The 23337-nt window shown below is 43.7% G+C and carries 23 protein-coding genes, 2 tRNA genes, 1 pseudogene and 1 riboswitch; all 26 genes and pseudogenes read left to right on the top strand.

What is annotated here, in order from left to right; all coding sequences use genetic code 11:
• The 26 genes and pseudogenes from Q8P28_09460 (at position 1) to lgt (ending at position 23334) form a co-directional block, all read left to right on the top strand.
• Positions 1–1245 (top strand): type II secretion system F family protein, encoded by a 1245-nt coding sequence (locus Q8P28_09460; protein ID MDP2683009.1) that lies wholly within the window; start codon positions 1–3, stop codon positions 1243–1245.
• Positions 1246–1280: 35 nt separating this feature from the next.
• Positions 1281–1730 (top strand): hypothetical protein, encoded by a 450-nt coding sequence (locus Q8P28_09455; GenBank protein ID MDP2683008.1) that lies wholly within the window; start codon positions 1281–1283, stop codon positions 1728–1730.
• 89 nt (positions 1731–1819) lie between these two features.
• Positions 1820–3565 (top strand): type II secretory pathway, component PulD, encoded by a 1746-nt coding sequence (locus tag Q8P28_09450; GenBank protein ID MDP2683007.1) that lies wholly within the window; start codon positions 1820–1822, stop codon positions 3563–3565.
• A 121-nt stretch (positions 3566–3686) separates the two neighbouring features.
• Positions 3687–4040 carry a Com family DNA-binding transcriptional regulator gene (locus Q8P28_09445; protein MDP2683006.1) on the top strand — a complete coding sequence of 118 codons (354 nt, stop codon included), beginning with the start codon at positions 3687–3689 and terminating at the stop codon, positions 4038–4040.
• A 71-nt stretch (positions 4041–4111) separates the two neighbouring features.
• Complete coding sequence (locus Q8P28_09440) at positions 4112–4609, top strand: hypothetical protein (protein ID MDP2683005.1); 498 nt, start codon at positions 4112–4114, stop codon at positions 4607–4609.
• Positions 4610–4657: 48 nt separating this feature from the next.
• Positions 4658–5110, top strand: a complete 453-nt coding sequence (locus tag Q8P28_09435) for an Rrf2 family transcriptional regulator (protein MDP2683004.1) — start codon at positions 4658–4660, stop codon at positions 5108–5110.
• Between the two features lie 72 nt (positions 5111–5182).
• A complete protein-coding gene (nifS, locus tag Q8P28_09430) occupies positions 5183–6397 on the top strand; it encodes a cysteine desulfurase NifS (protein MDP2683003.1) in 1215 nt (404 codons plus the stop codon).
• Positions 6398–6476: 79 nt separating this feature from the next.
• Positions 6477–6851 carry a Fe-S cluster assembly scaffold protein NifU gene (gene nifU, locus Q8P28_09425; GenBank protein MDP2683002.1) on the top strand — a complete coding sequence of 125 codons (375 nt, stop codon included), beginning with the start codon at positions 6477–6479 and terminating at the stop codon, positions 6849–6851.
• Between the two features lie 90 nt (positions 6852–6941).
• Positions 6942–8024, top strand: coding sequence for a tRNA 2-thiouridine(34) synthase MnmA (mnmA, locus tag Q8P28_09420; GenBank protein MDP2683001.1), 1083 nt, complete (start codon positions 6942–6944; stop codon positions 8022–8024).
• A 56-nt stretch (positions 8025–8080) separates the two neighbouring features.
• The gene (gene rnc, locus Q8P28_09415) at positions 8081–8809 is read left to right on the top strand and encodes a ribonuclease III (GenBank protein ID MDP2683000.1); all 729 of its coding nucleotides are present in this window, start codon (positions 8081–8083) and stop codon (positions 8807–8809) included.
• A gap of 34 nt (positions 8810–8843) precedes the next feature.
• Positions 8844–9665 (top strand): radical SAM protein, encoded by an 822-nt coding sequence (locus Q8P28_09410; protein ID MDP2682999.1) that lies wholly within the window; start codon positions 8844–8846, stop codon positions 9663–9665.
• An 84-nt stretch (positions 9666–9749) separates the two neighbouring features.
• Positions 9750–9825, top strand: a tRNA-Val gene (locus Q8P28_09405).
• A 164-nt stretch (positions 9826–9989) separates the two neighbouring features.
• Complete coding sequence (gene thrS, locus Q8P28_09400) at positions 9990–11915, top strand: threonine--tRNA ligase (protein MDP2682998.1); 1926 nt, start codon at positions 9990–9992, stop codon at positions 11913–11915.
• A gap of 23 nt (positions 11916–11938) precedes the next feature.
• Complete coding sequence (infC, locus tag Q8P28_09395) at positions 11939–12451, top strand: translation initiation factor IF-3 (GenBank protein MDP2682997.1); 513 nt, start codon at positions 11939–11941, stop codon at positions 12449–12451.
• A 99-nt stretch (positions 12452–12550) separates the two neighbouring features.
• Positions 12551–12748, top strand: coding sequence for a 50S ribosomal protein L35 (rpmI, locus tag Q8P28_09390; GenBank protein MDP2682996.1), 198 nt, complete (start codon positions 12551–12553; stop codon positions 12746–12748).
• A gap of 118 nt (positions 12749–12866) precedes the next feature.
• Positions 12867–13226 (top strand): 50S ribosomal protein L20, encoded by a 360-nt coding sequence (gene rplT / locus Q8P28_09385; GenBank protein MDP2682995.1) that lies wholly within the window; start codon positions 12867–12869, stop codon positions 13224–13226.
• Positions 13223–14239 (top strand): phenylalanine--tRNA ligase subunit alpha, encoded by a 1017-nt coding sequence (gene pheS / locus Q8P28_09380; protein ID MDP2682994.1) that lies wholly within the window; start codon positions 13223–13225, stop codon positions 14237–14239. Before rplT ends, pheS begins: the two co-directional genes overlap by 4 nt.
• A gap of 82 nt (positions 14240–14321) precedes the next feature.
• Positions 14322–16229, top strand: coding sequence for an ATPase, T2SS/T4P/T4SS family (locus Q8P28_09375; protein MDP2682993.1), 1908 nt, complete (start codon positions 14322–14324; stop codon positions 16227–16229).
• A gap of 76 nt (positions 16230–16305) precedes the next feature.
• Entirely contained in the window at positions 16306–18726 is a 2421-nt protein-coding gene (pheT, locus tag Q8P28_09370; protein MDP2682992.1) for a phenylalanine--tRNA ligase subunit beta, read from the top strand.
• A gap of 67 nt (positions 18727–18793) precedes the next feature.
• Positions 18794–19063, top strand: a pseudogene (locus Q8P28_09365) (integration host factor subunit alpha).
• 57 nt (positions 19064–19120) lie between these two features.
• Positions 19121–19477, top strand: a complete 357-nt coding sequence (locus tag Q8P28_09360) for a MerR family transcriptional regulator (GenBank protein MDP2682991.1) — start codon at positions 19121–19123, stop codon at positions 19475–19477.
• A gap of 12 nt (positions 19478–19489) precedes the next feature.
• Positions 19490–19566, top strand: a tRNA-Pro gene (locus Q8P28_09355).
• Positions 19567–19723: 157 nt separating this feature from the next.
• A riboswitch (TPP riboswitch) is annotated at positions 19724–19844 on the top strand.
• Positions 19845–19877: 33 nt separating this feature from the next.
• Positions 19878–21359, top strand: a complete 1482-nt coding sequence (gene hydG, locus Q8P28_09350; protein ID MDP2682990.1) for a [FeFe] hydrogenase H-cluster radical SAM maturase HydG — start codon at positions 19878–19880, stop codon at positions 21357–21359.
• Complete coding sequence (gene thiS / locus Q8P28_09345; GenBank protein MDP2682989.1) at positions 21346–21636, top strand: sulfur carrier protein ThiS; 291 nt, start codon at positions 21346–21348, stop codon at positions 21634–21636. The genes hydG and thiS overlap by 14 nt, the downstream gene beginning before the upstream one ends.
• A 50-nt stretch (positions 21637–21686) precedes the next feature.
• Positions 21687–22454 (top strand): thiazole synthase, encoded by a 768-nt coding sequence (locus tag Q8P28_09340; protein MDP2682988.1) that lies wholly within the window; start codon positions 21687–21689, stop codon positions 22452–22454.
• A 112-nt stretch (positions 22455–22566) separates the two neighbouring features.
• A complete protein-coding gene (lgt, locus tag Q8P28_09335) occupies positions 22567–23334 on the top strand; it encodes a prolipoprotein diacylglyceryl transferase (protein ID MDP2682987.1) in 768 nt (255 codons plus the stop codon).
• Positions 23335–23337 lie beyond the last annotated feature (3 nt).

Raw genomic sequence — 23337 nt, 5'->3', positions numbered from 1 at the left:
GTGGCGAGATTTCAATATAGCGCAGTTGATGAGCGCGGCGAAGAAAACAGCGGGACCATCGAGGCGGCGGATACCAGAGCAGCGGCCGATATTCTGCGACGGCAGGGGCTTTTTGTGGCGCAATTATGCGCCGCGTCATCTGAGACCGCGGTCCCCGCTGAGGAAGGAATGCGTTCTCTTTCTCTCACGCAGGCGCTGAAGGGATTAAGACGCGTCAAAAAGCGGGATATTATCTTTTTTTTACAACAGACCGCCTTGATGCTTCGCTCGGGATTGACCCTTTTGCAGGCGCTGGCAGTGAGCCAGGGGCAGCAAGGAACAAAACCGAGATTCGCGGCGGCAATAGTTCGGATGGGCGACGCAGTTCGGTCAGGCAAGAGCTTCTCTCAGGCGTTGTCAGGAGAGGGAAGACTCTTTCCGACCATTGCCGTCAAATTGGTTGAAAATGCGGAGGTGAGCGGCGAACTTGATATGATTCTTGACAGGATAGCCTTACATATCCAGCGGAACATGGAGCTGAAGAGCAAGCTTTTAACCTCCCTGCTCTATCCCGCTATTGTTGTTGTGACATCCTTTGCAGTGGTGATATTCCTCGTGTGGATGGTAATTCCGAAGTTTGCCAAGTTCTTTGCGCATAGAAATGTGTCGCTCCCCTGGTCAACCCAGCTCTTGATGAATATCTCGGGATTTGCCACGACCTACGCCATTTTCATCCTGTTGGGAGCGGCGCTCCTCACGGCCGGCATTGTTGTTCTCTACGTATCCGAAACAGGACGACAGAAGATGGATAGAGGACTTTTAATGCTACCTGTAGTGGGCAATCTCTTGACTGTGGGGGCAATGGCCATGCTGTGCAGAACCCTTTCCATGCTTCTCCACAGTGGGGTGACGCTGCTCGAATCTCTGAGGACGATACCGGGAATTCTGGGAAACAGGGCAATTGCGAGCTGCCTGAAAGATGCCGCAGACCATATACTTTCGGGAAAGGACCTGTCCGGGGCATTGCGCCATCCTGCAATTCCGACCCTTGTGTCGCAGGTCGTGGCTGTAGGTGAACGTACCGGAGCCCTGGTGCACGTTCTCGATGAGTTGAGTAATTTTTATGACCAGGAGCTTGAAGAGAGGATAAAACGGATGAGCGCCATGGTAGAGCCCGTTATGATAATCGTTATAGGAGGGATCGTAGGGTTTGTCTACTTTGCCTTTTTCCAGGCCATCTTTCGCCTGGCAACGGGCAATAAATAACATTTTAAAAGCGGTGATAGAAAAGGAGAAACAAAATGAGAAGTAACGCCATGATGAAATACGGCAATAAACATGAGATCGCCCTATTCGTGATAATTTTATTATTCTTGCATACCGTTGGGTTTGCAGATGATAAAAAAAAGGTTTCTTATGAATCAAAGGAAAAGCAAGCTCAGTCTATTCCGGCAAGCCCTCTTCAAGTTAAGCCTATGGATCCATTTGTCACTACCGAACAGATAAAGCAGTCAGTGCAGCAGAAAGGGGAGATACCACTTATGCAATTGAAAGGTCTTATAGAAGGAGTGGATAGATCGCCGGTAGCCCTTCTGGATATACAGGGATTCGGCATATATATCGTCCATAGAGAGGACACCATCAGTCTTCAATATCCGAGGCAAAATATAGTTCTCAGAATAAAAGATATTGTCAACAATAGTGTAATAGTGGATGTCGGGACATTAGGACGAGTCATGGTGGTGCGATGATGCGTTTCTTCAACAACAAAGAGAGCAACCGTCAAAGGGGGGCGGGGCGGTTTTTGCTTTTCTTTCTTATCTTGTGTTTCTTAGTCTTGATGGCCAAAGGTGGTTCGGCGCAGGATGAAGCCGTAGCAGTAACGGAAGCGGAATTGAAGGTTAAACAGTTTGATCTCAAGAAGGCAAAGATTGTGGATGCCGCCCGTCTTATTTCTGAGGGGTTCAACGTCAACATAGTTGCAACAGAGGCTGCCGGGCAGAAAGAGGTCACCCTCTATATACAGCAGGTTACGGTTCGCGACATAATAGATACCATCTGCAAGATCAGCGGCTTATGGTATCGCCGCGATAAAGAAAGCGATACATTCCGCATCATGACCACCGAAGAGTATCAGAAAGACCTTGTTGTTTTCAAAGAGGATGTTACACGGGTCTTTACACTGTTGCACCCAAATGTCATAGGCGCAAGCACGGCAGTGCGGGATCTCTACGGTGAGAGGGTAATACTTTCACTGGGTACCACTGAAGATACGTCGGCATTTACTTTAGGGTTTGGCGCCAGCGCCGGACAATTCTCCCGTCAGGTATCAAGCGGAGATATGTTGCAAGGCGGAGATATGTTGCAAGGCGGAAATATGTTGCAAGGCGGAGGTATGTTGCAAACAGGGGGCGGCGGCCAGACTATTGAAAAAAAGATGCTGGGTGAGTCATTGACCTCGGATCAGATCGCTGAGCTTGAGCGCCGCAAGAAGGATAAGGATCAGCATGGCGTTTCTTTGGATGCTACCAAAGGGGTTTATAAACAGGAACCGCCCATCTATATCACCGTGAATCGCCGGCACAATCTCATGATTGTGCGCACCAGCGATACTGCGGCTATGAAGGATATTGAAAAGATTATTCTGGAGATAGATAGGCCGACTCCCCAGGTTCTTCTGGAGATGAAGATACTTGAGCTTACACTCGATGATACGTACCGTTCTATTTTTGACCTTGATTTCCAGGAAGGGCAGCGATCCACTGGACCGGCAACAACCCAGCCGCCCAATCCCATGAGTCTCCAAGCTTCCATAGGCGCCAAGAATGTTCTTGGGTTGGGTAATTTCCCCCTCGAAGGGGGCACCCTTGTATATCAGTTCCTGAACGACAAGATACGGGCAAGGATTCAACTTTTTCAACGCGACAATCGCATTACCATGTTGTCTACCCCTCTGATACTGGCATCTAATGATCAGCCTTCAAGAGTCTTTGTTGGAGAGGAGAGGGTATTGATTACCGGTGTTAATACTAAAATTGTCACATCTGCTACCGGTCCGACAACCTCCCTTGTGGAGCCGATTACCGAGGTTCGGGGCATCGGTAATACGCTTATTATCAAACCTAAGATAAATGCCGATAGAACGGTAACCATATTAATTCAACAGGACTCGTCGTCTGTATTGAGCGCCAGTGCGAGTATCCCTATCGTGTCCGTAGGAGGGACGGTTCAAGAATTTCCCATTGATACGGTCAATACTGCCAATCTGACAGCGACCGTGGTTGTTAAAGATAATCTGACCGTGGCAATAGGCGGCTTGATCCGCAACACGATCAACAAAGAAACAACAAAGGTGCCGCTTTTGGGAGACATTCCTCTGCTTGGCATGCTCTTTCGCCGTGACGTGGATGTAAAAATAAAGAGCGAGCTCATATTGCTCGTTACCCCGCATATAATCATGACTCCTGCGGAGGGGCAGGAGATAAGCCGGGAACGGATTGAAGAGCTTTCAAATCATCCGTACCGTAAGGAGGGTGATAAAACACTGGTTCCTTATTTCAAGGAAAAGATGGATGAAAAACAATAATGTCGCCGGCTTAATTCGACGCCTATAAGTTTCGCCACAGTGTGCAGAAATAACTAACCGGAAGAGGTTCCTTAATAAATAAATCAAAAAAAATCTTGACAGAAAATAAAAAAATGGTATTATGAAAACGATTATCATAATCAAAAAGACCCGTTACGGAAGGAACTACGGAGGGATATATTTGAACAAAAAAGTGTTTAAAGAGCCAAAGACCATATATAATCCTCACTTTAAGTCGAATTCCCGAATGCAGAAGAATATACGATGCAAAAAATGCAGGAGACTTCTTATGAAGGGCGAGGTATGTTTTGTTGAGATAAAGTGCCCAAAGTGCGGGTATGTGCAATGCTTCGATGAGGCTGGAAATGGCGATGAATCAGAAAGACCAATGACCTTGATAGAAGCGTCTGAAAAAGATACCAGCGACCTTGCGCCCGAGGCAGCAAAAGAAAAAAAGGAAAGCGAGAATGTGTAAGTAAAGTTTTTACGGGTTGTTTGTATAAGCTATGATTAGATGCATAGAGAATATTATACGGAGGTCATGATATGGCAGAAAAGTTAAGGACAGTAAAGATTGGTTTGGCTATGGTTCTTCTGGGTATGCTCTTTGGAGTGGGTATGGGCGTCTCGTTCGGTGTAAAGGAAGATGCTTATAAGGCCTTTATCACAGAGCAGGTCAAGGCTCATCCTGAGGTTCACGATGTACAAGGTAAAAATAAGATATGGCGCTATGCGCAACGGGCTCATTTTCACGCCACGGGTATAGCGGCATTTTCCCTCGGACTAATTATCTTGCTGATGTTCACTGATATGAGGCAACGCTTAAAAGCGGTTTCGTCTTTCCTGATTGGACTAAGTGGACTTTATCCGCTTGCGTGGTTCAATATGTTCTTCCTTGCGCCCTACATCGGCAGGGAGGCAGCGCATCATCATTTTATAACCGAGGCGCTAACGTATATGGGCGTTGGCGGATTATTACTGGGTATGCTTTTGCTTGCATTGAATCTGTTTTTCGGTCTTTTTCGGGATGAAATCATCGACTAACAAAATACTTGACAAAATTATTAAGGTATATTAGAATTTGCTAAAATTATGAGGTTATCTACTAAAGGACAATATGCTGTGAGGGCAATGGTCAGCTTGGTCTGTCATGCAAATGGCGGACCAATAACACTAAAGGATATATCTGACAGCGAAGACATATCGCTGGCCTATCTTGAACAGCTCTTTGTCAAGCTCAGGAGGGGTAATATTGTAAAAAGCGTCAGGGGACCCGGCGGCGGTTATGTTCTTGCGCGGTCTGCAAGCGAGATAAAGGTGGGAGAGGTAATAACTGTAGTTGAGGAATCTTTAAATCCTGTTGCATGCCTTGACGCGGACCCTGCCGTCTGCGCGAGGACAAATAGATGTGTTACGCAGCGGGTTTGGAAAGGGCTGGCCGACAAGATAAAAGAATTTTTAGATTCTATTACAATAGAAGACTTAAGCCGCGAGGCCTTACAGTTTTCAGAAGGAGTAGGCAGTAGGCAAGGAAAAACAGGTTAAGGTTAAGGTTAAGGTTAAGGCTAAGGAAATTCTTAACCTCAACCTTAACCTGTATTTAATTAGGAGGTTGTTTTGAAGAAAATCTATCTGGATAACAATGCGACAACGCCAATCCATCCCGAAGTTCTGGATGCAATGCTTCCGTATCTGAAGGATGAATTCGGTAACCCTTCAAGCATTCACTGGGCAGGCAGGAATACAAGAAGGGGAGTTGACGATGCAAGGGAAAAGACAGCAAAACTTCTGAACTGCGATTCAAGCGAGATTATCTTTACGAGCTGCGGCTCAGAGGGCAATAACCTTGCAATAAAAGGTGTCGCAGAATCAAAGAGAGACAAGGGGAACCATATAATTACCACAAAGGTAGAGCATCCTGCTGTTTTAAGCACATGCAAATACCTTCAAAAAACCGGGTTTGATGTCACATATCTCGATGTTGACAGCAAGGGTATGCTGGATTTAGACCAGCTTAAAAAGGCAATAACTCCAAAGACTATACTCATCACGATTATGTTTGCCAATAATGAAACAGGTGTAATATTTCCTATTGAAGAGATAGGCTCTTTTGCTAAAGAGCATAATATTTCTTTCCACACTGATGCAGTTCAGGGCGCGGGAAAGGTTCCTATAGATGTAAAGAAGATGAATATTGATCTCTTGACCGTTTCAGGACACAAACTCTATGCGCCAAAGGGGGTCGGCGCATTGTATGTAAAAAGGGGGGTGAGATTGACGCCTCTTATCCACGGCGGCCATCAGGAGAGGAACAGGAGAGGCGGCACGGAAAATGTTGCGGGCATTGTTGCGCTGGGAAAGGCATGTGAGATTGCTCAAAGAGATATGCCGGAGGAGATAAAGCATATTGCAGCCTTGAGGGACAGGCTTGAGAAAGGTCTGATGGAGAAGATTCCCCATGTGCGTTTGAACGGTCATCCGACTAAGAGAACGCCAAATACCGTGAATTTGAGTTTTGAATATGCCGAGGGAGAGTCGCTGCTTCTAAATCTTGATATGAAGGGGATAGCGGCATCATCCGGCTCTGCGTGCACATCCGGCACATTGGAGCCGTCGCATGTGCTGGTTGCTATGGGCGTCCCGCTGGAGGTATCACACAGTTCCGTCAGGTTCAGCCTTGGCCGCGGTAATACTGTGGAGGATATTGATTATGTAATTGAGGCTCTGCCTGCAATGGTAGAGAGGATGAGGAGTATGTCGCCGCTTTATTCCACTATTACCGGAAAGGGGACAGAGATGACCTTTACTGAAAGCGGTTCACACAGTCATTGAAGACTTCAAACCTAAAGGTTTGAGTTACAAAGTGTAACTCAAGGCTTTAGCCTTGAAAAAATGAAAAGGAGATTGAGATATGTACAGCGAAAAGGTAATGGACCATTTTAGCAATCCGAGGAATGTAGGGGAGATAGAAAATGCAGACGGCGTAGGCACTGTTGGAAATCCTGCCTGCGGCGATATTATGAAACTCAGCATAAAGGTTGAAGGCGATGTTATTAAAGATGTTAAGTTTAAGACATTCGGATGCGGCGCGGCAATTGCGACAAGTTCAATGGTTACAGAGCTTGTTAAAGGGAAACATCTGGGCGAGGCAGAGGAGATATCCAACGCCACTGTGGCAGAGGCGCTTGGCGGCCTTCCGCCTGTCAAGCAGCACTGCTCAAACCTTGCGGCAGATGCGCTCCATGCCGCTATAGAGGATTATAAAAAGAAAAATCTGCAGAAGTAGGCTGTAAGAGACAAATATTAAACGGCTTTTATGGCGGACATACAGTCCGCCATTTTTTTACCAATGAAGACGCACGGAAAGTTACAGGAGATTATGGATAAACCAAAGCGTGTTGTTATTGCCATGAGCGGCGGAGTGGACTCATCCACTGCGGCCGCGCTTCTTAAAGAGCAGGGCTATGATGTCATAGGCATCTCCATGCAGTTGTGGGACTACACCGATGGGGAAAAAGACAGGCCGGGAAGCTGCTGTTCTCTGGATGACCTCTATGATGCCAGGAGGGTTGCTGACAAACTTGATATCCCATTTTATGTTGTTAACTTTGAAGAGGTATTTTTAAAGGAAGTGGTGGATTATTTTGTCAACAGCTATCTGAAGGGTGAGACGCCAAACCCGTGCCTTAAATGCAACCAGGTCTTAAAATTTGAGACGCTTTTAAGAAGGGCGCTGGAACTTGAGGCGGATTTTCTTGCAACAGGTCACTACGCAAGGGTAAGTTACGATGAGGATAGAGGACGGTATCTGCTCCTGAAAGGCAGAGATGTATCAAAGGACCAGTCTTATTTCCTTTTTACAATGACACAGAATCAGTTACAGCGGATAAAATTCCCTCTTGGTGATTTGACAAAAGCAGAGGTTAGAGGCCTTGCAAAGAAATTCAGCCTGAATGTTGCGGAGAAGAAAGACAGCCAGGAGATATGTTTTGTGGAAGAAGATTATCCGTCATTTATAAGCCAGAGGCTCGGTAGGATGGATGCACACGGCGAGATAGCGGATACATCGGGCAATGTTATCGGCATGCATAACGGGCTTTATAAATATACAATCGGACAGAGAAAAGGACTTGGCGTAACAAAGGATGAGCCATTATATGCGCTTAAATTAGATGCGGCCAGGAATAGGCTTGTCGTCGGTCCTGAGGAGAATTTGTTCAGAGACAGCCTTATTGCAAAGGAGACAAACTGGGTAGGCATACCCTTGCCTGATGGCCCGATAGATGTAACTGCCATGATAAGGTACCGCCATAAAGGCGCAGATGCAACGGTAATCCCTTTGGCAGACGGCAAGGTAAAGGTCTGTTTTAAAAGGCGCGAGAAATCAATAACCCCTGGCCAGGGGGTGGTTTTTTACAGAGGCAACGAGGTTATCGGCGGAGGCTGGATTGAAGGATGAAGGAAGCCCTGAAGACGTTATATGCAATGAGATAAACGGAGAGAGGATAACAGGTTATGCAGTTGGCCGATAAAAAAGAATTGGAAGGACTTGCATCAAGGCTTCCTTATACCTTCAATGATATCAGTATCCTTCTTCATGCCCTTGTTCACAGGTCTTTTCTTAATGAGAGGGGAGACCAGAATATGGAGAACAACGAGAGGCTGGAATTTTTGGGTGATGCGGTTCTTTCCATAGTAGTAAGCCATCTTCTTATTAAAAGATTCCCTGATGCTGACGAGGGGGTGCTGTCTAAGTTCAGGGCAAGACTGGTAAATGAAAATACTCTGGCCAAACTTGCAATGGATATTGAATTGGGCAGGCATCTTCTTCTCGGCAAGGGCGAAGAGCTTACAGGCGGAAGGGGAAAGCCTTCCATACTCTCTGATGCGTATGAGGCAGTCATAGCAGCAGTATATCTGGACGGAGGGTTTGAGTCGGCATTTTCTCTTGTAGCAGGACAATTTTCTTTTCTAATACAAGATGTTTCTGTTACAGAGATCTCCATGGATTATAAAACAGAACTCCAGGAACAGACTCAGGAGATTTTCAAGGCTGCGCCAGGCTACAGACTTATCAGTGAAACAGGGCCTGAGCATAATAAAGTTTTTGAAGTTGAGGTGTTGATTAACGGCGAAAGATTTGGAAGAGGTCAGGGAAAGGCCAAGAAAGAGGCTGAACAGCGAGCTGCAATGGAGGGATTGGAAAAGATAAAGACTCGGGTACAAGGTAATGAAAGCCCTTAGCCTATAACCCATGACCTATAACCCGTATTTCAATATGGCTAGAAAAAAACAACTCATAATTCCTATTTTCATCCCCCAACAAGGCTGTCCCCACCAGTGTGTTTTTTGCAATCAATCAAAAATAACAGGCAAAGAAAAACTGCCTGATGTAAATGAAGTGTCAAACATAGTCCGCACATATTTAAAGACATGGAAAGGCTCAGGCAGAAAAGAAATTGCCTTTTACGGGGGTAGTTTTACAGGCCTGGATAAAAATATGCAAGAAGGATTTTTATCCACAGCCTGCGGGTTTATAGGCGATGGTTTAATAGATTCTATAAGGATATCCACAAGGCCGGATTATATAACAGATGAAGGGTTGTCACTTTTAAAAAAATACACGGTTGAAACAGTTGAGCTTGGCGTTCAGTCTATGTCGGATGAAGTATTGAGGCTTTCAGGCAGGGGGCATAAAGCAAAAGATACCACTGCGGCAGTTATGCTATTAAAAAAACATGGCTTTAAGGCCGGCCTTCAGATTATGCCGGGTCTGCCGGGGGATACCAGAGATACTATACTCTTTACTGCCGCTAAAGCTGTAGAGCTTCAGCCTGATTTTGTCAGAATCTATCCAACCCTTGTTATAAGGGATACCCCTTTGGAAAAGATGTATCTCTTGGGCTCATATAATCCATGGTCTTTAACTGAAATGACGGATATATGCAAAAAACTTGTTTCTTTATTCAATGATAGAAGAATTCCGATAATCAGACTCGGTCTCCAGCCAACTGAAATATTAGAAAAGAACATATTAGCCGGTCCATATCACCAGTCGTTTAGGGAACTGGTGGATAAAGGCCTTATTACATCTCTTTGATATTCTTCAATAAATTCCTTGACAGTCTTGTTTGTTATGATAAAATTTCGATCCAGTGCGGTTGTTTCTGCTGCGTAAAGCTATAGGCGCGTAGCTCAGGGGTTAGAGCGCTACCTTGACACGGTAGAGGTCGGCGGTTCGAGACCGCCCGTGCCTACCAATTAAATTGGACGGAGAAGGATTTTGTAGTATTTAAATTAAAAAGGTATCACCCCTATAACTACAGGTAAAGGTTGAGGTAAAGGTTGAGGAAATATTTAACCTTAACCTAATCCTCAATCTGTTTTATAGTAGGGTTGATGCCTTTTGTTGTTTTTTAACCATATGAATCATTTAATCAAAATAACATTTCCTGACGGGAAGCTTAAAGAATATCCAGCCGGCGTTGCAGCAGAAGATGTTTTAAAAGACTTTGATAAGGGGCTTTTAAAAAATACTGTGGCAGCGCAGATTGATGAAAGGTATGTTGATCTCTCATTTCAGTTAAATGCTGACAGCCGTATAAAGCCAATTGCGATTGGTTCAAAAGAGGGGCTTGAAATCTACCGCCATTCCGCATCCCATGTTATGGCCCAGGCAGTAAAGGAGGTTTTTGGCAGTGATGTAAAGGTTACAATAGGTCCGTCTATAGAAGATGGTTTTTATTATGACTTTGATTCGCCCCGTTCTTTTACCCCTGAAGATCTGGAAAAAATAGAAAATCGCATGCTTGAGATTATAAAAAAGAATAAGCCTTTTCTTCGGATAGAGATGGGCAGGAAAGAGGCGATGGAACTGTTTGGCGAAATGGGCGAGACTTATAAACAGGAACTCATAAATGATATACCTGAGGACAAGGTGAGCGTTTATAAACAGGATGCTTTTGTTGACCTGTGCCGCGGCCCGCACCTTCCTTCAACAGGATGGATAAAGGCATTTAAACTCTTAAGTATTGCAGGCGCCTACTGGAGGGGTAGTGAAAAGAATAAGATGCTCCAGAGGATTTACGGCGCGGCATTTCCCACAAAAAAGGAGTTGGATAATTATCTTTACAGGATAGAAGAGGCGAAAAAGAGAGACCATAGAAAGCTGGGCAAAGAGTTGGACCTTTTCAGTATAAACGATGACATCGGTTCAGGGCTTGTCTGCTGGCATCCGAACGGCGCGGTTATCAGAAGTGTCATAGAGGATTTTTGGAAAAAGGAGCATTACAGGCACGGCTATCAAATCATCTATACGCCGCATATAGCCAAGGTTGATTTGTGGAAGACGAGCGGGCATTGGGATTTTTACAAAGAGAATCTTTATTCGCCCATGGATATTGAGGGCCAGGATTTTATTGTGAAGCCGATGAACTGTCCGTTTCATATACAGATATACCGGAGCCAACTTAGGAGCTACAGGGATTTGCCCATCCGCTATGCTGAACTTGGAACCGTCTACAGATTTGAACGGTCAGGGGTGCTTCACGGCTTGATGCGTGTGAGGGGGTTTACCCAGGATGACGCCCACATCTTTTGCAGGCCGGAACAACTTGAAGATGAGATTAGTAGTGTGTTGAATTTTACTCTTTACATATTAAGGAGTTTTGGGTTTAATAGCTACGATATATATCTTTCCACAAGGCCTGAAAAATTTGTCGGCGCCCTTGATAACTGGGCAAAGGCAGAGAATGCGTTAAAGCAGTCGCTGGAAAAGACAGGGCTAAAATTTCAGATTGACCCCGGTGAAGGGGTTTTTTATGGCCCGAAGATAGATATAAAGATAAGGGACATACTCGGAAGGGCGTGGCAGTGTTCAACCATCCAGGTTGACTTTAACCTCCCGCAAAGATTTAATGTGGCTTACAGAGGAGAGGATGATAAAGATCACCAGCCAATAATGCTGCACAGGGCCCTCATGGGTTCCCTTGAGAGATTTTTCGGGGTTTTGATAGAGCATTACGCAGGGGCATTCCCATTGTGGCTTGCACCTGTGCAGGTTATCGTACTTGCCATCACTGAAAAAAACAATGGATATGCAAAAGGGATATTTGATGCGCTGCGCAAAGAGGATATACGGGCAGAGCTTGATACAAGAAATGAAAAACTCGGGCTGAAGATAAGAGAGGCTGAATTAAAAAAGATTCCGTATATGCTCGTAATAGGCAGTCAAGAAGAAGAAAAAAAAGAATTTTCACCCCGAGGAAGAAGCGGCGCAAAGCCAATGCCTTTTATGTCTGTTGAAAATTTTATAGAGACTATTAAGAAAAATAATAAACCCTTATCATAAGGGATAAATCAGGAGGTGGTGTTATAAAAGATCACACAAGAATAAACAGATGGATACGGGCTCCGCAGGTGAGGGTGCTTGACAAGGAGGGGGCACAGCTTGGTATCATGGCTACGAGGGATGGTATAAAAATTGCGGAAGAAGCAGGTTTGGACCTTGTAGAAATATCGCCGAATGCGGTTCCTCCGGTGTGCCGGATAATGGATTATGGGAAATATAAATACCAACTGAGCAAGAAGGCTCACGAGGCAAAAAAGAAACAGGCCGTAATCCATCTTAAAGAAGTTAAGTTGAGATCAAAAACAGATGAACATGATTTTCAGTTTAAGATGCGGCATGTAGAAAGATTCCTCGCCGATGGAGATAAGGCCAAGATTACTATCGTATTCAGGGGAAGGGAGCTTGCGCATATAGATCTGGGAAGAGAAATGCTTAAGAAGGTAGTGGATGTAATTAAAGATAAAGGTGTTATAGAACAGCAGCCGCGGATGGAGGGCAAAAGCCTGATAATGATCATTGCCCCGGCGGGAAAGTAAAAGAGAGAGTTAAAGTATCAAGGAGTCAGAGAGTCAAAGTATCAAGAGCTATGACTCTTTGACCCTACGACACTTTGACACTATAAAAAGGGAGGATTTATGCCAAAGTTAAAGACCAAAAGCGGTGCAGCAAAACGTTTCAGCATTACAGGCACTGGAAAGTTGAAAAGGGCAAGGGCGGGCCGCAGACATCTATTGCTGTCCAATTCCGCAAGAACATCGCGGGGTATGAGAAATGCCGTGTATGTTGAAAAGGCTAATCATGACCAGATAAAAAAGTTGCTGCCCTACGGATAACAGAGTCACAAGGCACCGGTTGTAAGACACAAGTTACAAGAAACAAGTTTCGAATTTTCACTTGTGACTTGTGACTTGAAATCTTATAAATATTAAATGAGAAAGGAGTCATAAAAATATGCCGAGAGTAAAAAGAGCAGTTAATGCCAAAAAGAAAAAAAGAAAGATATTAAAGGCTGCCAAAGGAATGAGGGGCGCCAGGGGCAATTTGTATCGCATTGCAACAGAGGCTGTTGATAGAGCCATGGCTTATGCGTACAGGGATAGAAAGGCAAAGAAAAGGGAATTCAGAAGCCTTTGGATAGCCAGGATAAACGCTGCAACAAGATTGAACGATATATCCTACAGCCAGTTCATGAAGGGTATGAAAAAGGCTAATGTAGAAGTGGATAGAAAGAATCTTGCCTATCTTGCGATAAACGACCCCCGAGGGTTCTCACAGATTGTTTCCATTGCAAAGGCAAGTTTAAGCGCATGAGAGACAAGCTTCAGCAACTAGAAAAAGCTGCCTTTGAGGAGATAAACTTTGTTAAAAACAAAGAAGCTATTCTGGAACTTAAGGTTAAGTATCTTGGCAGGAAAGGAGAACTTGCCTCTCTTACAAGAGAACTGGGGAAACTTTCCTCTGAAGAACGGCCAATTGCAGGAGAGTTGATAAACACCATAAAAGCCAGAATAGAGAATAAGATAAATAGCCTTTTAGCAGATATTGTAAAGAGAGAAAAGGAAGAAAAACTAAGGGCCGAAAAGGTTGATGTAACCCTGCCGGGAAGATATGGCCGGCTAGGAAAGAGGCACCCGATAACCCAAGTGATGGATGAGGTGGTCAGGATATTTTTCGGTATGGGTTTTCAAGCAGCAGAAGGCCCTGAGATTGAAACTGATTATTATAATTTTGAGGCCCTCAATATACAAAAAGACCATCCTGCAAGGGACATGCAGGATACATTTTATATAAGCGGTGATTTGCTTCTTAGGACACACACCTCTCCTGTGCAGATAAGGGTAATGCAGGGGCAAAAACCTCCTTTAAGGGTAGTTGCCCCCGGAAAAGTCTACAGAAGGGATTCGGATATAACCCATACGCCAATGTTTCACCAAGTGGAAGGGTTTATGGTGGATGAATTCATTACATTTGGCGACCTCAAAGGTGTTCTCAGTGTCTTTCTCCATTCTCTCTTTGGAGAAGATACAACCATTCGTTTCAGACCGAGTTTTTTCCCATTTACAGAGCCGAGTGCAGAAGTGGATATTCAGTGTGTTATATGCAATGGCAAGGGTTGCCGCGTGTGCAAGAATAGCGGATGGCTGGAAATACTTGGCGCCGGCATGATTCATCCGATGGTGTTCAAGGCTGTGGGGTATGATGTTGAGAGGTTTGCCGGTTTTGCGTTTGGTATGGGCATAGAGCGCATCGCAATGCTTAAATTTGGAATAGATGATATAAGGCTCTTTTTTGAAAATGATGTCAGGTTCCTAATGCAGTTTTAACCCTTATCTAAAGATAACCGCAAATAGGCTTTTAAAAACTTCACGGATTCATTTTTTTAAATATGCTTATTTTAAATAACACATGGATATACCCAATATGGAGATAAAAAAGACGCGCCGGCTTGGAGAACTTCTCGTTGACTCCGCCCTCATTACCGAAGACCAGCTTAAAATTGCCCTCGAAGAACAAAAAATAGAGCATCTTCCTCTCGGCGATATCTTGATTAAAAATGGTGTTTGCCGGGATGTTGACATTGCTCAAACCGTTTCAATGCAGTTGAACATAAAGTATATTGAACTCGGTTCAACGATAATAGAGCCTGAAGCTATCCAACTTGTCCCTCAAAAATTAGCCGTTATGTATAAGCTGATTCCGGTTTGTATTGATAGAAGCATGTTGACCGTTGCTATGGTTGATCCATTAAACCTTCACATCATAGACGAACTGTCCCTTGTAACCAGATGCCGGATAGTCCCGGCAATTTCTACTGCGCGCGAAATAGACACTTCAATTAAACATCACTACTCAATTGCTGACGCAGTCATTAATCTTCCGATAGGCACGGGTTTCGGGTCTGCTCAGGGTGTCGTGGAAGTGGTTCATGAAGCCACCACCAACATTGCTGAGGATATGAAAAAGAGCGAACTCCCGCCCATAATAAAACTTGTGAATGATATAATGTTCAACGCGGTCTCCAGCCGGGCAAGCGATATACATATAGAGCCTCACCAGACGGAAATCAAACTCAGAAACAGGATAGACGGCTTATTGGTAGATGTCATGCAGCTTCCCAAATGGCTTCAGGGAGCTATTACTTCGCGAATAAAGATTATGTCAAAGTTGGATATTACCGAGAAAAGATTGCCGCAGGATGGAAAAATAAAGATTAGAGTTTCGGATAGAGAAATAGAACTGCGGGTGTCATCACTCCCGAGCCAATATGGCGAAAAGATTGTGATACGCATATTGGATTCAAAATCAGGTGTAGTGGAATTAGGCAGCACGGGTTTAAACAAGGAAAATATAAAATCAATAGAGAGACTGATAGAAAAACCGCATGGTATCGTTCTTGTTACCGGACCCACGGGAAGTGGAAAATCCTCAACGCTTTATGCAATGGTCAATTCTATAAAATCGCCTACAATCAACATCATCACCCTTGAAGATCCTATAGAATATGAAATTAAAGGCATAACACAAGTAGCTATTGATGAAAAAACAGGACTTACCTTTGCTTACGGCCTCAGATCAATATTGCGACAGGACCCGGATGTTGTAATGGTTGGAGAAATACGGGATAATGAAACAGCGACCATTGCCATTCAAGCCTCTCTTACCGGTCATCTTGTCTTAAGCACGCTTCACACAAATGACACCGTGTCCACAATAGTAAGATTGAAGGATATCGGCGTGCCTTCCTATTTAATTGCATCAGCTTTAAATGGCATCATTGCTCAACGTCTCGCAAGAAAAATATGTACAGATTGCAAAGAACCATATGATCCATCACAGGCAGAATTGAAAAAATTAGGTCTTGCCGGGAAAAAAGGAAATACATTTTTCCATGGCAATGGCTGTCATAAATGCAACTCTACTGGATATAAAGGAAGGCTCGGAATTTTCGAGATACTCCCTGTAGAATCAGCCATCAAGGAGCTTATTAGAACAGATGCGTCAGAAGGGGTAATAAAAAAAGAGGCTGCTGCAAAAGGCATGACTTCGCTCAGAGACGATGGTATCAAAAAGGCATTGGATGGGTTAACCACGATAGAAGAGTTAATGAGAGTCCTCTTTGTCGAATTAGGTGATGATATTATAGAATGTCCGCACTGTGCAGAAAAGTTGCATGAAAATATGAGTGCATGTCCTAAGTGCGAGTATAAACTTAAGGATATTTGTCCGTCCTGTAAAAGGGATATAGATTCAACATGGTTGTTTTGCTCGTTTTGCGGTGGAAAACTCAAATTGACATTGCCAGGAGCTGCTTAATATTTTGATCTTAAATTATTATAATAATAAGGTTGCCCGATTATTTCGGATTGATTTAAAAGAGGTTTAGCGCTCAATGAAGGTTAGTTATAACTGGCTTAAAGAATATGTAAAAAAACTCCCCCCACCTGACGAGCTTGCAAAACGGCTCACCATGGCAGGTCTGGAGGTAGAGGGTATTGAGGCATTGGAGAAAGGGATTAGCGGTGTTGTGACAGCGCAGATACTCTCCGTAGAAAAGCATCCCAATGCAGACAGGCTTTCCTTTTGCAAAGTGAAGACCGATAAGGGGATTCATTCTATTGTTTGCGGCGCCAAGAATATGAAAGCTGGCGATAAGGTGGCGCTGGCGCTCCCTGGAGCAAGTCTTCCAAAAGGCATAAAAATAGAAAAGACAAAGATACGCGGCGTTGAATCTGAAGGGATGATGTGTTCCGAGGCTGAGCTCGGCTTAAAGGATGTGTCAGAAGGCATCATGATTCTACCGCAGGATTTCCCAATTGGCAAAGATTTTACAGAGGCAATGGGTCTGAACGACAGCATATTGAATGTGAATGTTACGCCCAACAGGCCGGATTGTTTATCCATCATGGGAATAGCGCGGGAAGTAGCTGCCATAACAAAAACTACACTCAAAACTCAAAACTCAAAACTCAAAATCCAGAACTTAAAACTTAAAACTCAAAACTCAAAACATATAACTGTTTCCATTAAAGAGCCGTCTCTGTGCAGACGGTATGCCGCGATGGTTCTTGAAAATATCAAGGCAGCGCCTTCACCTGATTGGCTAAAGCGCAGATTGGAATCGGCCGGTTTCAGGTCAATAAATAATGTGGTGGATATAACAAATTATGTGATGATTGAATATGGCCAGCCGCTGCATGCATTTGATTACGACCTTGTCTCTGATAAACAAATTATCATAAGAAGGGCTGATAAAAATGAAAAAATACAGACCATTGACGGTTTTAAGAGGACACTTACACAGGAAATGCTCGTTATTGCAGATAAGGAAAGGCCTATTGCCCTGGCAGGCATAATGGGGGGTAAGGAAACAGAGATAAATGATGCAACAAAAAATATCCTCCTTGAAAGCGCTTGGTTTGACCCTTCTTGTGTCAGGAGGACATCTAAAGCATTAGGTATTTTCACTGAGTCATCTTACAGATTTGAACGCGGCGTTGATATTGAGGGTGTAACAAAGCCATTGGACAGGGCTGCTCAAATGATAGTTGAGCTTGCAGGCGGTAATATGGCAATGGGATCTGTTGATAAATACCCGCGGCAGCATAAGCCTCTATCTATTAAGGCCGGGCTTTCAAGGATTAATAAAATTCTTGGGATCAGCATACATAAAAAAGAGGTCGAGGATTGTTTCAACAACCTCGGCATTGGTTTTAAGCTGGTAAAATTAAAAAACAAAGAAGACGCGATGTGGGATGTTGCGCCGCCTTCATTCAGGGTTGATCTGATTAAAGAGATAGACATAATAGAAGAGATTGCAAGGCTGTACGGTTACGAAAAAATACCCGCTACCATTCCTACGGCCAGATTGTTAACCACAAAAACAAAAGGGGATGATTTGGTAAGAGAGAAGGCGAGGGATATTTTAACCAACAATGGTTTTCTTGAGGCTGTTAATTACAGCTTTATATCACCAAGGTTTTTTGATATTAACATATCTGATATAAAAAATGGTTTGAAACTTCTGAATCCATTGACAGAAGAGCAGTCAATAATGAGGCAGAGTCTTATCCCTGGCCTTTTGCAAACCCTGCAGTATAATCTAAATCATAATAATCATGACATAAGGGTTTTTGAGATCGGCAGGATATTTATCCCCAAAGAAAAAGAAACTGAAGAGAGGAATATGATAAGCGGCCTGATAAGCGGCCTTAGGTGCAAAGAGGCATGGAACACAGGAAAAGACAGCGCAGACTTTTATGATATCAAAGGGGCGGTGGAGCAGATTTTGACAGGGCTTGGTGTTGAGAGATATATTTTTGCTTCCAAAGCAGATATCCCATTTTTACACCTCGGCAAGGCTGCTGTTATAGAGGCTGATGATAAACAGATTGGAATAGTTGGCGAGATTCATCCGGATATTATACAGAGGCTGGACATAAGACAGTCTGCACATATATTTGAACTGGATATGCAGATTATTGCTGCAGCGGTAAGCGGTCCCAAAAGATACAGCCCCATACCCAAATATCCAATGATAGTCAGGGATGTGGCAATGATAATAGAGAAGGAAATCCCGTTCCAGAGAATTTATAATGCTATTAATGGATTGGGCATCAAACTTCTTGAGGAAGTTAATGTATTTGATGTATACTACGGTGAAAATATTCCAGATGGCAAATACAGCATGGCCCTTCGCTTTATGTATCGTTCTCCTGATAGGACGTTGACCGATGATGAAGTTACTAATGTTCATTCAACTGTATTAGAAAGTTTAAAGACAAGATTCGGGGTAGAGATTAGAGGAGAGTGAGCCTTACGGCAATTTCATATTTACAATTTACATTTTACAATAGAGCAAGGTGACAAGGGGGTATAAAATGACCAAGGCAGATATTGTAGAAAATATCTTTGAAAAGGTAGGTTTTTCAAAAAAAGATGTAACAGAGGTGGTGGAACTGATATTTGAGAAAATAAAGGAGTCTCTTGAAAAAGAGGAGAATGTAAAAATATCAGGTTTTGGAAATTTTATGGTAAGACAGAAAAGGGCAAGGAGGGGGAGAAACCCCCAGACAGGTAAAGATATGACCATAACAGCCAGAAGGGTTTTGACATTTAAACCAAGTCAGATACTAAAGGATTCGGTCAATATTAATAAGTAAGCGGTATGCGGCAACTCAAAACTATTTGTTGCCCACTAAGAGTAAATGAAGGTTAATATCCCTGATAAGCTCTACTTTAAGATAGGTGAAGTTAGCAAGATAACACGGGTGAAGCCTTATGTCCTGAGATATTGGGAAACAGAGTTCAAGATAATAAACCCTCAGAAATCTAAGTCAAATCAGAGGGTTTACAGGAAAAGGGATGTTGAGCTTATATTAGAGATAAAAAGACTTTTGTATGACGAAAAATATACGCTTAACGGGGCAAAGGCCAGAGTAAGGGAATGGCTTAAGGCAAGGAATAATCTACAGCTTGATATTAAATTCCCCGACCAGAGGCATGTAAAAGCCTTGAAATCTATAAAAGAAGAGTTGTACTCTATAAAAAAGAGCCTTTCCTGAATTTAGCTCAATCGGGGCGTAGCGCAGCCTGGAAGCGCACTTGCTTGGGGTGCAAGTGGTCGTGGGTTCGAATCCCGCCGCCCCGACCATACTATTATCAATCAAGATTTTGACCCAGTCAGAAGGCCATATCAGTGTTGTTATCGCTTAAGTCCCAAGCCTTAACCCTTTGGAATAAACCTTCTAACGGGGTTGACACGACGATTTTATCAGCTTGACTTCTGATAAAAGCCCTGATAAATTCTATCTTAATGCTAGGGGAGCCCCTGATAGAGTCAATCGGGGGCTGAGAGTCCTGATGGTTATCGGGAGACCCTGACGACCTGATCTGGATAATACCAGCGTAGGAAAGCGGCATAAAAACAGCTATCAGCGGGCAGTTTATCAGTAAAAACAAAAAGTGATAGCTGGACAAGCAAAGCCGTCTTCCTTCTTCTTAAAGACGGCTTTTTTATTTGCCCTGTTAGAAAGGATGGGGATTAGCTTTCTAACGGGGTTTGCAAGGGACAATATGATTATAGATGCCAAAAGAATAGAAGATATTTTGTCGGATATTGGAGAGCCGAATATTTCTACGATTGACAGCATACTTGCAAAGGCATCTTCTTTGAATGGCTTAAGCCTTGAAGATGCGGCAGCGCTTTTATCTGTAGAAAGCCCGGATGTCATGGAGAAGATATTTAAAAAAGCAGGTGAGATAAAGGAAAAGATCTTTGGCAGGAGGATAGTTATTTTTGCCCCGCTTTATCTTTCCAATTACTGCGTCAATAATTGTCTATACTGCGGTTTCAGGAAAGACAATAAAGACGCTGTAAGAAAGGCCCTGACAATAGATGAAGTAATACAGGAGGCTAATGCCCTTGCGGCAAAGGGCTTTAAAAGGGCGCTTCTTGTATGCGGCGAGGATACTAAGATTTCAGGCATTGGATATATTATCGAGGCAGTTGATGCGATCTATAAAAATACTGGCATACGGATTGTCCATGTAAATGCGCCGCCTATGGAGGTTAGTGAGTTAAGGAGGCTTAAGGCTGCCGGTGTGGGTGTTTATCAGGTATTTCAGGAGACTTATCACAGACCTACATATGAGGTCATGCATCCATCCGGCAAAAAAAGAGATTATGATTACAGATTAAATGCTATTGACAGGGCAATGGAGGCTGGTTTTGAAGATGTCGGGATCGGAAGCCTTTTAGGGCTTTATGATTATAAATACGATGCGCTTGCAACGATAGCCCATTCACAGTATCTCTATGAAAGATTCGGCAGCTATGCCCATACAATATCGGCGCCGAGGCTGCGGCCAGCAGATGGCTCACCGATAACAACCGCGTCATATCCTGTTTCAGACATAGAATTTAAAAAGATAGTTGCAGTTTATAGATTAACTCTGCCAAGCGCAGGGATTGTTGTTTCTACAAGAGAAGGCGCTGGGTTGAGGGACGAGGTTATGAGTATTGGCGCATCACAGATAAGCGCAGGTTCAAGGACAGAACCGGGTGGGTATGCTTTGAATACAATTCGGAGTAAAGCGGGCGAGCAATTTTCTACAAGCGACCATAGAAGTATGGAAGAGATGATAGCGTCCATTGCAAGAAATGGGCTTTTGCCCAGCCTTTGCACAACCTGTTATCGTGTTGGGAGAACAGGGGCGGATTTTACAAAAAAGGCCCTCTCAGGGAATATGGAAAAATTCTGCCAGGCAAATGCAATCCTGACGCTGCAGGAATATATTATGGACTGCGCTCAAAACGGCGCTAAGGAGATTGGCACGGCTGCAATAGAAAGAGGGCTTGAGCAAATAAAAGAGCCTGCCCTGAAAAAAGAGGTTTTGAGGAAATTGGACGAGATTAAAAATGGGAGAAGAGATGTCTATTTATAAAAGTCAGCAGTCAGGCGTCAGGCCTGCCCCTGCAAGTAGTAAGCAGGGGAGTCAGGAGCCAGAAACTGTAAGACGGGTACAAATTATTGTGAATGGAGAAGAGAAAAATTTTGAAGAAGGGGTAACCATCTTTAAACTTTTAAACGAGCTTAATGTAAAGCCGCAAGGGATAGCAGTGGAATTAAATTTGGAGATAGCGCCAAAAGGCAAATATGGTGAAACTGTTTTAAAGAACGGGGATAAGATTGAGATTGTAAGGATGGTGGGGGGAGGGTAAGTAAATTGCAAAGTGAAAATTGAAAAGTGAAAATTTTAAATGGAGAAAAAATGGCAGGTATACTAAAGATTGGAAATAGGGAGTTTAAATCAAGGCTCATGGTTGGGACAGGGAAATACCCGTCTAATGAGATAATGGTAAAGGCGCTGGAGGAATCGGGCGCTCAAGTGGTAACTGTTGCTGTCAGAAGGGTGAACCTTGACAGAAGTAAAGAATCTCTGTTGGATTACATTGATTTTAAAAAATATACTTTGCTTCCCAATACTGCTGCCTGCTATACAGCGCAGGATGCCATAAGGACTGCAAGGCTTGGAAGAGAGGCGCTGGGGACTGATTTTGTAAAGCTTGAAGTAATAGGAGACGAAAGGACGCTTTTCCCTGATAATGAGGCATTGCTTGAGGCCGCAAGGGTTCTGGTAAAAGAAGGCTTTGTTGTTTTGCCATATACCAATGATGACCCAATTATGGCACGGAAGCTGGAAGATATTGGCTGTGTCGCTGTAATGCCCCTTGCTGCGCCCATCGGCTCAGGTCTCGGTATTCGCAATCCCTATAATATCAGGATTATACTTGAAACAGTTAAAGTGCCAGTTATTGTGGATGCTGGTGTCGGCACAGCATCGGATGCTGCAATTGCAATGGAGCTTGGCTGTCACGGTCTTTTAATGAATACCGGTATTGCAGGCGCAAAAGACCCTGTAAAAATGGCAAGGGCCATGAAACTTGCTGTTGAGGCAGGGAGGCTTGCATACGAGGCAGGAAGGATACCAAAAAAACTCTATGCAACGGCGAGTAGTCCAATAGAAGGAATGATTTAATAAAATTGCAAAATACAAATTGCAAAATGTAAATTGCAAATTTTAAAATTTTTAAAGTTCGCCTTAATTTTACACTTTACATTTTTCAATCTTCAATGGAGCGAAGCGACTTATGCATCCTATATTATTTGAATTTGGCCCAATCCAGATACGATTTTATGGCCTCATGTATGTAATTGCAATTCTGGCCGGCAGCTTTCTTATAAAAAGAGAGGTCAGACGTAAAGGCATTAAATTGACAGAAGATGATGTGATGAACTTCGTCCTCTGGTCAGCGCTTGGCGGGATCATTGGCGCAAGGATTTATTATGTTGCGTTTAACTGGGATTATTATTCTGCAAATTTAAGGGAGGTCCCTGCTGTGTGGCACGGAGGCCTTGCGATACACGGCGGTCTTATAGGCGGAATCCTTATTGCATATCTATATCTGAAACGAAGAGGCATATCATTCTGGAGGATGGCGGACTCAGTTGCGCCTGCCATGATACTTGGCCAGGCATTCGGCAGATTCGGAAACTTTATGAACGGCGACGCGCATGGAAGACCGACCACTATGCCCTGGGGCATAGTATTCCCGCCGGAAAGCATTGCAGGCAGAGAATTTCCAAACATACCTTTGCATCCGACAATGCTGTATGAGATGACAATAAACATTTCCATATTTTTAATCCTCTGGTTTGGTTTGAGAAAAAGGGAATATAAAAATAGTTTTATCTTTGTGGCATATCTCATGCTCTATTCGCTGGGACGCTTTGTCGTGGAAAGTTTCAGGGCAGACAGCCTTATGCTCGGGCAGATCAGGGCAGCGCAGGCAGTGAGCCTGACGCTGGCCGTTGCGGCGCTTATTGCTATACTGAAAGGGAGACTCTGGAAGAAATAATAG

Source organism: Deltaproteobacteria bacterium, from assembly GCA_030690165.1.
GTDB lineage: Bacteria > Desulfobacterota > GWC2-55-46 > UBA9637 > UBA9637 > JACRNJ01.
This window is presented reverse-complemented; position numbering and strand designations above follow the sequence as displayed.

Coding starts and splice junctions, on each gene's coding strand:
- Q8P28_09375 (MDP2682993.1), top strand. CDS start 14,322: ATGGATATACCCAATATGGAGATAAAAAAGACGCGCCGGCTTGGAGAA.
- thiS (MDP2682989.1), top strand. CDS start 21,346: ATGTCTATTTATAAAAGTCAGCAGTCAGGCGTCAGGCCTGCCCCTGCA.
- Q8P28_09360 (MDP2682991.1), top strand. CDS start 19,121: ATGAAGGTTAATATCCCTGATAAGCTCTACTTTAAGATAGGTGAAGTT.
- Q8P28_09340 (MDP2682988.1), top strand. CDS start 21,687: ATGGCAGGTATACTAAAGATTGGAAATAGGGAGTTTAAATCAAGGCTC.
- pheS (MDP2682994.1), top strand. CDS start 13,223: ATGAGAGACAAGCTTCAGCAACTAGAAAAAGCTGCCTTTGAGGAGATA.
- rnc (MDP2683000.1), top strand. CDS start 8,081: ATGCAGTTGGCCGATAAAAAAGAATTGGAAGGACTTGCATCAAGGCTT.
- nifU (MDP2683002.1), top strand. CDS start 6,477: ATGTACAGCGAAAAGGTAATGGACCATTTTAGCAATCCGAGGAATGTA.
- Q8P28_09410 (MDP2682999.1), top strand. CDS start 8,844: ATGGCTAGAAAAAAACAACTCATAATTCCTATTTTCATCCCCCAACAA.
- thrS (MDP2682998.1), top strand. CDS start 9,990: ATGAATCATTTAATCAAAATAACATTTCCTGACGGGAAGCTTAAAGAA.
- pheT (MDP2682992.1), top strand. CDS start 16,306: ATGAAGGTTAGTTATAACTGGCTTAAAGAATATGTAAAAAAACTCCCC.
- lgt (MDP2682987.1), top strand. CDS start 22,567: ATGCATCCTATATTATTTGAATTTGGCCCAATCCAGATACGATTTTAT.
- Q8P28_09435 (MDP2683004.1), top strand. CDS start 4,658: ATGAGGTTATCTACTAAAGGACAATATGCTGTGAGGGCAATGGTCAGC.
- rpmI (MDP2682996.1), top strand. CDS start 12,551: ATGCCAAAGTTAAAGACCAAAAGCGGTGCAGCAAAACGTTTCAGCATT.
- Q8P28_09440 (MDP2683005.1), top strand. CDS start 4,112: ATGGCAGAAAAGTTAAGGACAGTAAAGATTGGTTTGGCTATGGTTCTT.
- rplT (MDP2682995.1), top strand. CDS start 12,867: ATGCCGAGAGTAAAAAGAGCAGTTAATGCCAAAAAGAAAAAAAGAAAG.
- Q8P28_09445 (MDP2683006.1), top strand. CDS start 3,687: ATGAAAACGATTATCATAATCAAAAAGACCCGTTACGGAAGGAACTAC.
- Q8P28_09450 (MDP2683007.1), top strand. CDS start 1,820: ATGGCCAAAGGTGGTTCGGCGCAGGATGAAGCCGTAGCAGTAACGGAA.
- Q8P28_09455 (MDP2683008.1), top strand. CDS start 1,281: ATGAGAAGTAACGCCATGATGAAATACGGCAATAAACATGAGATCGCC.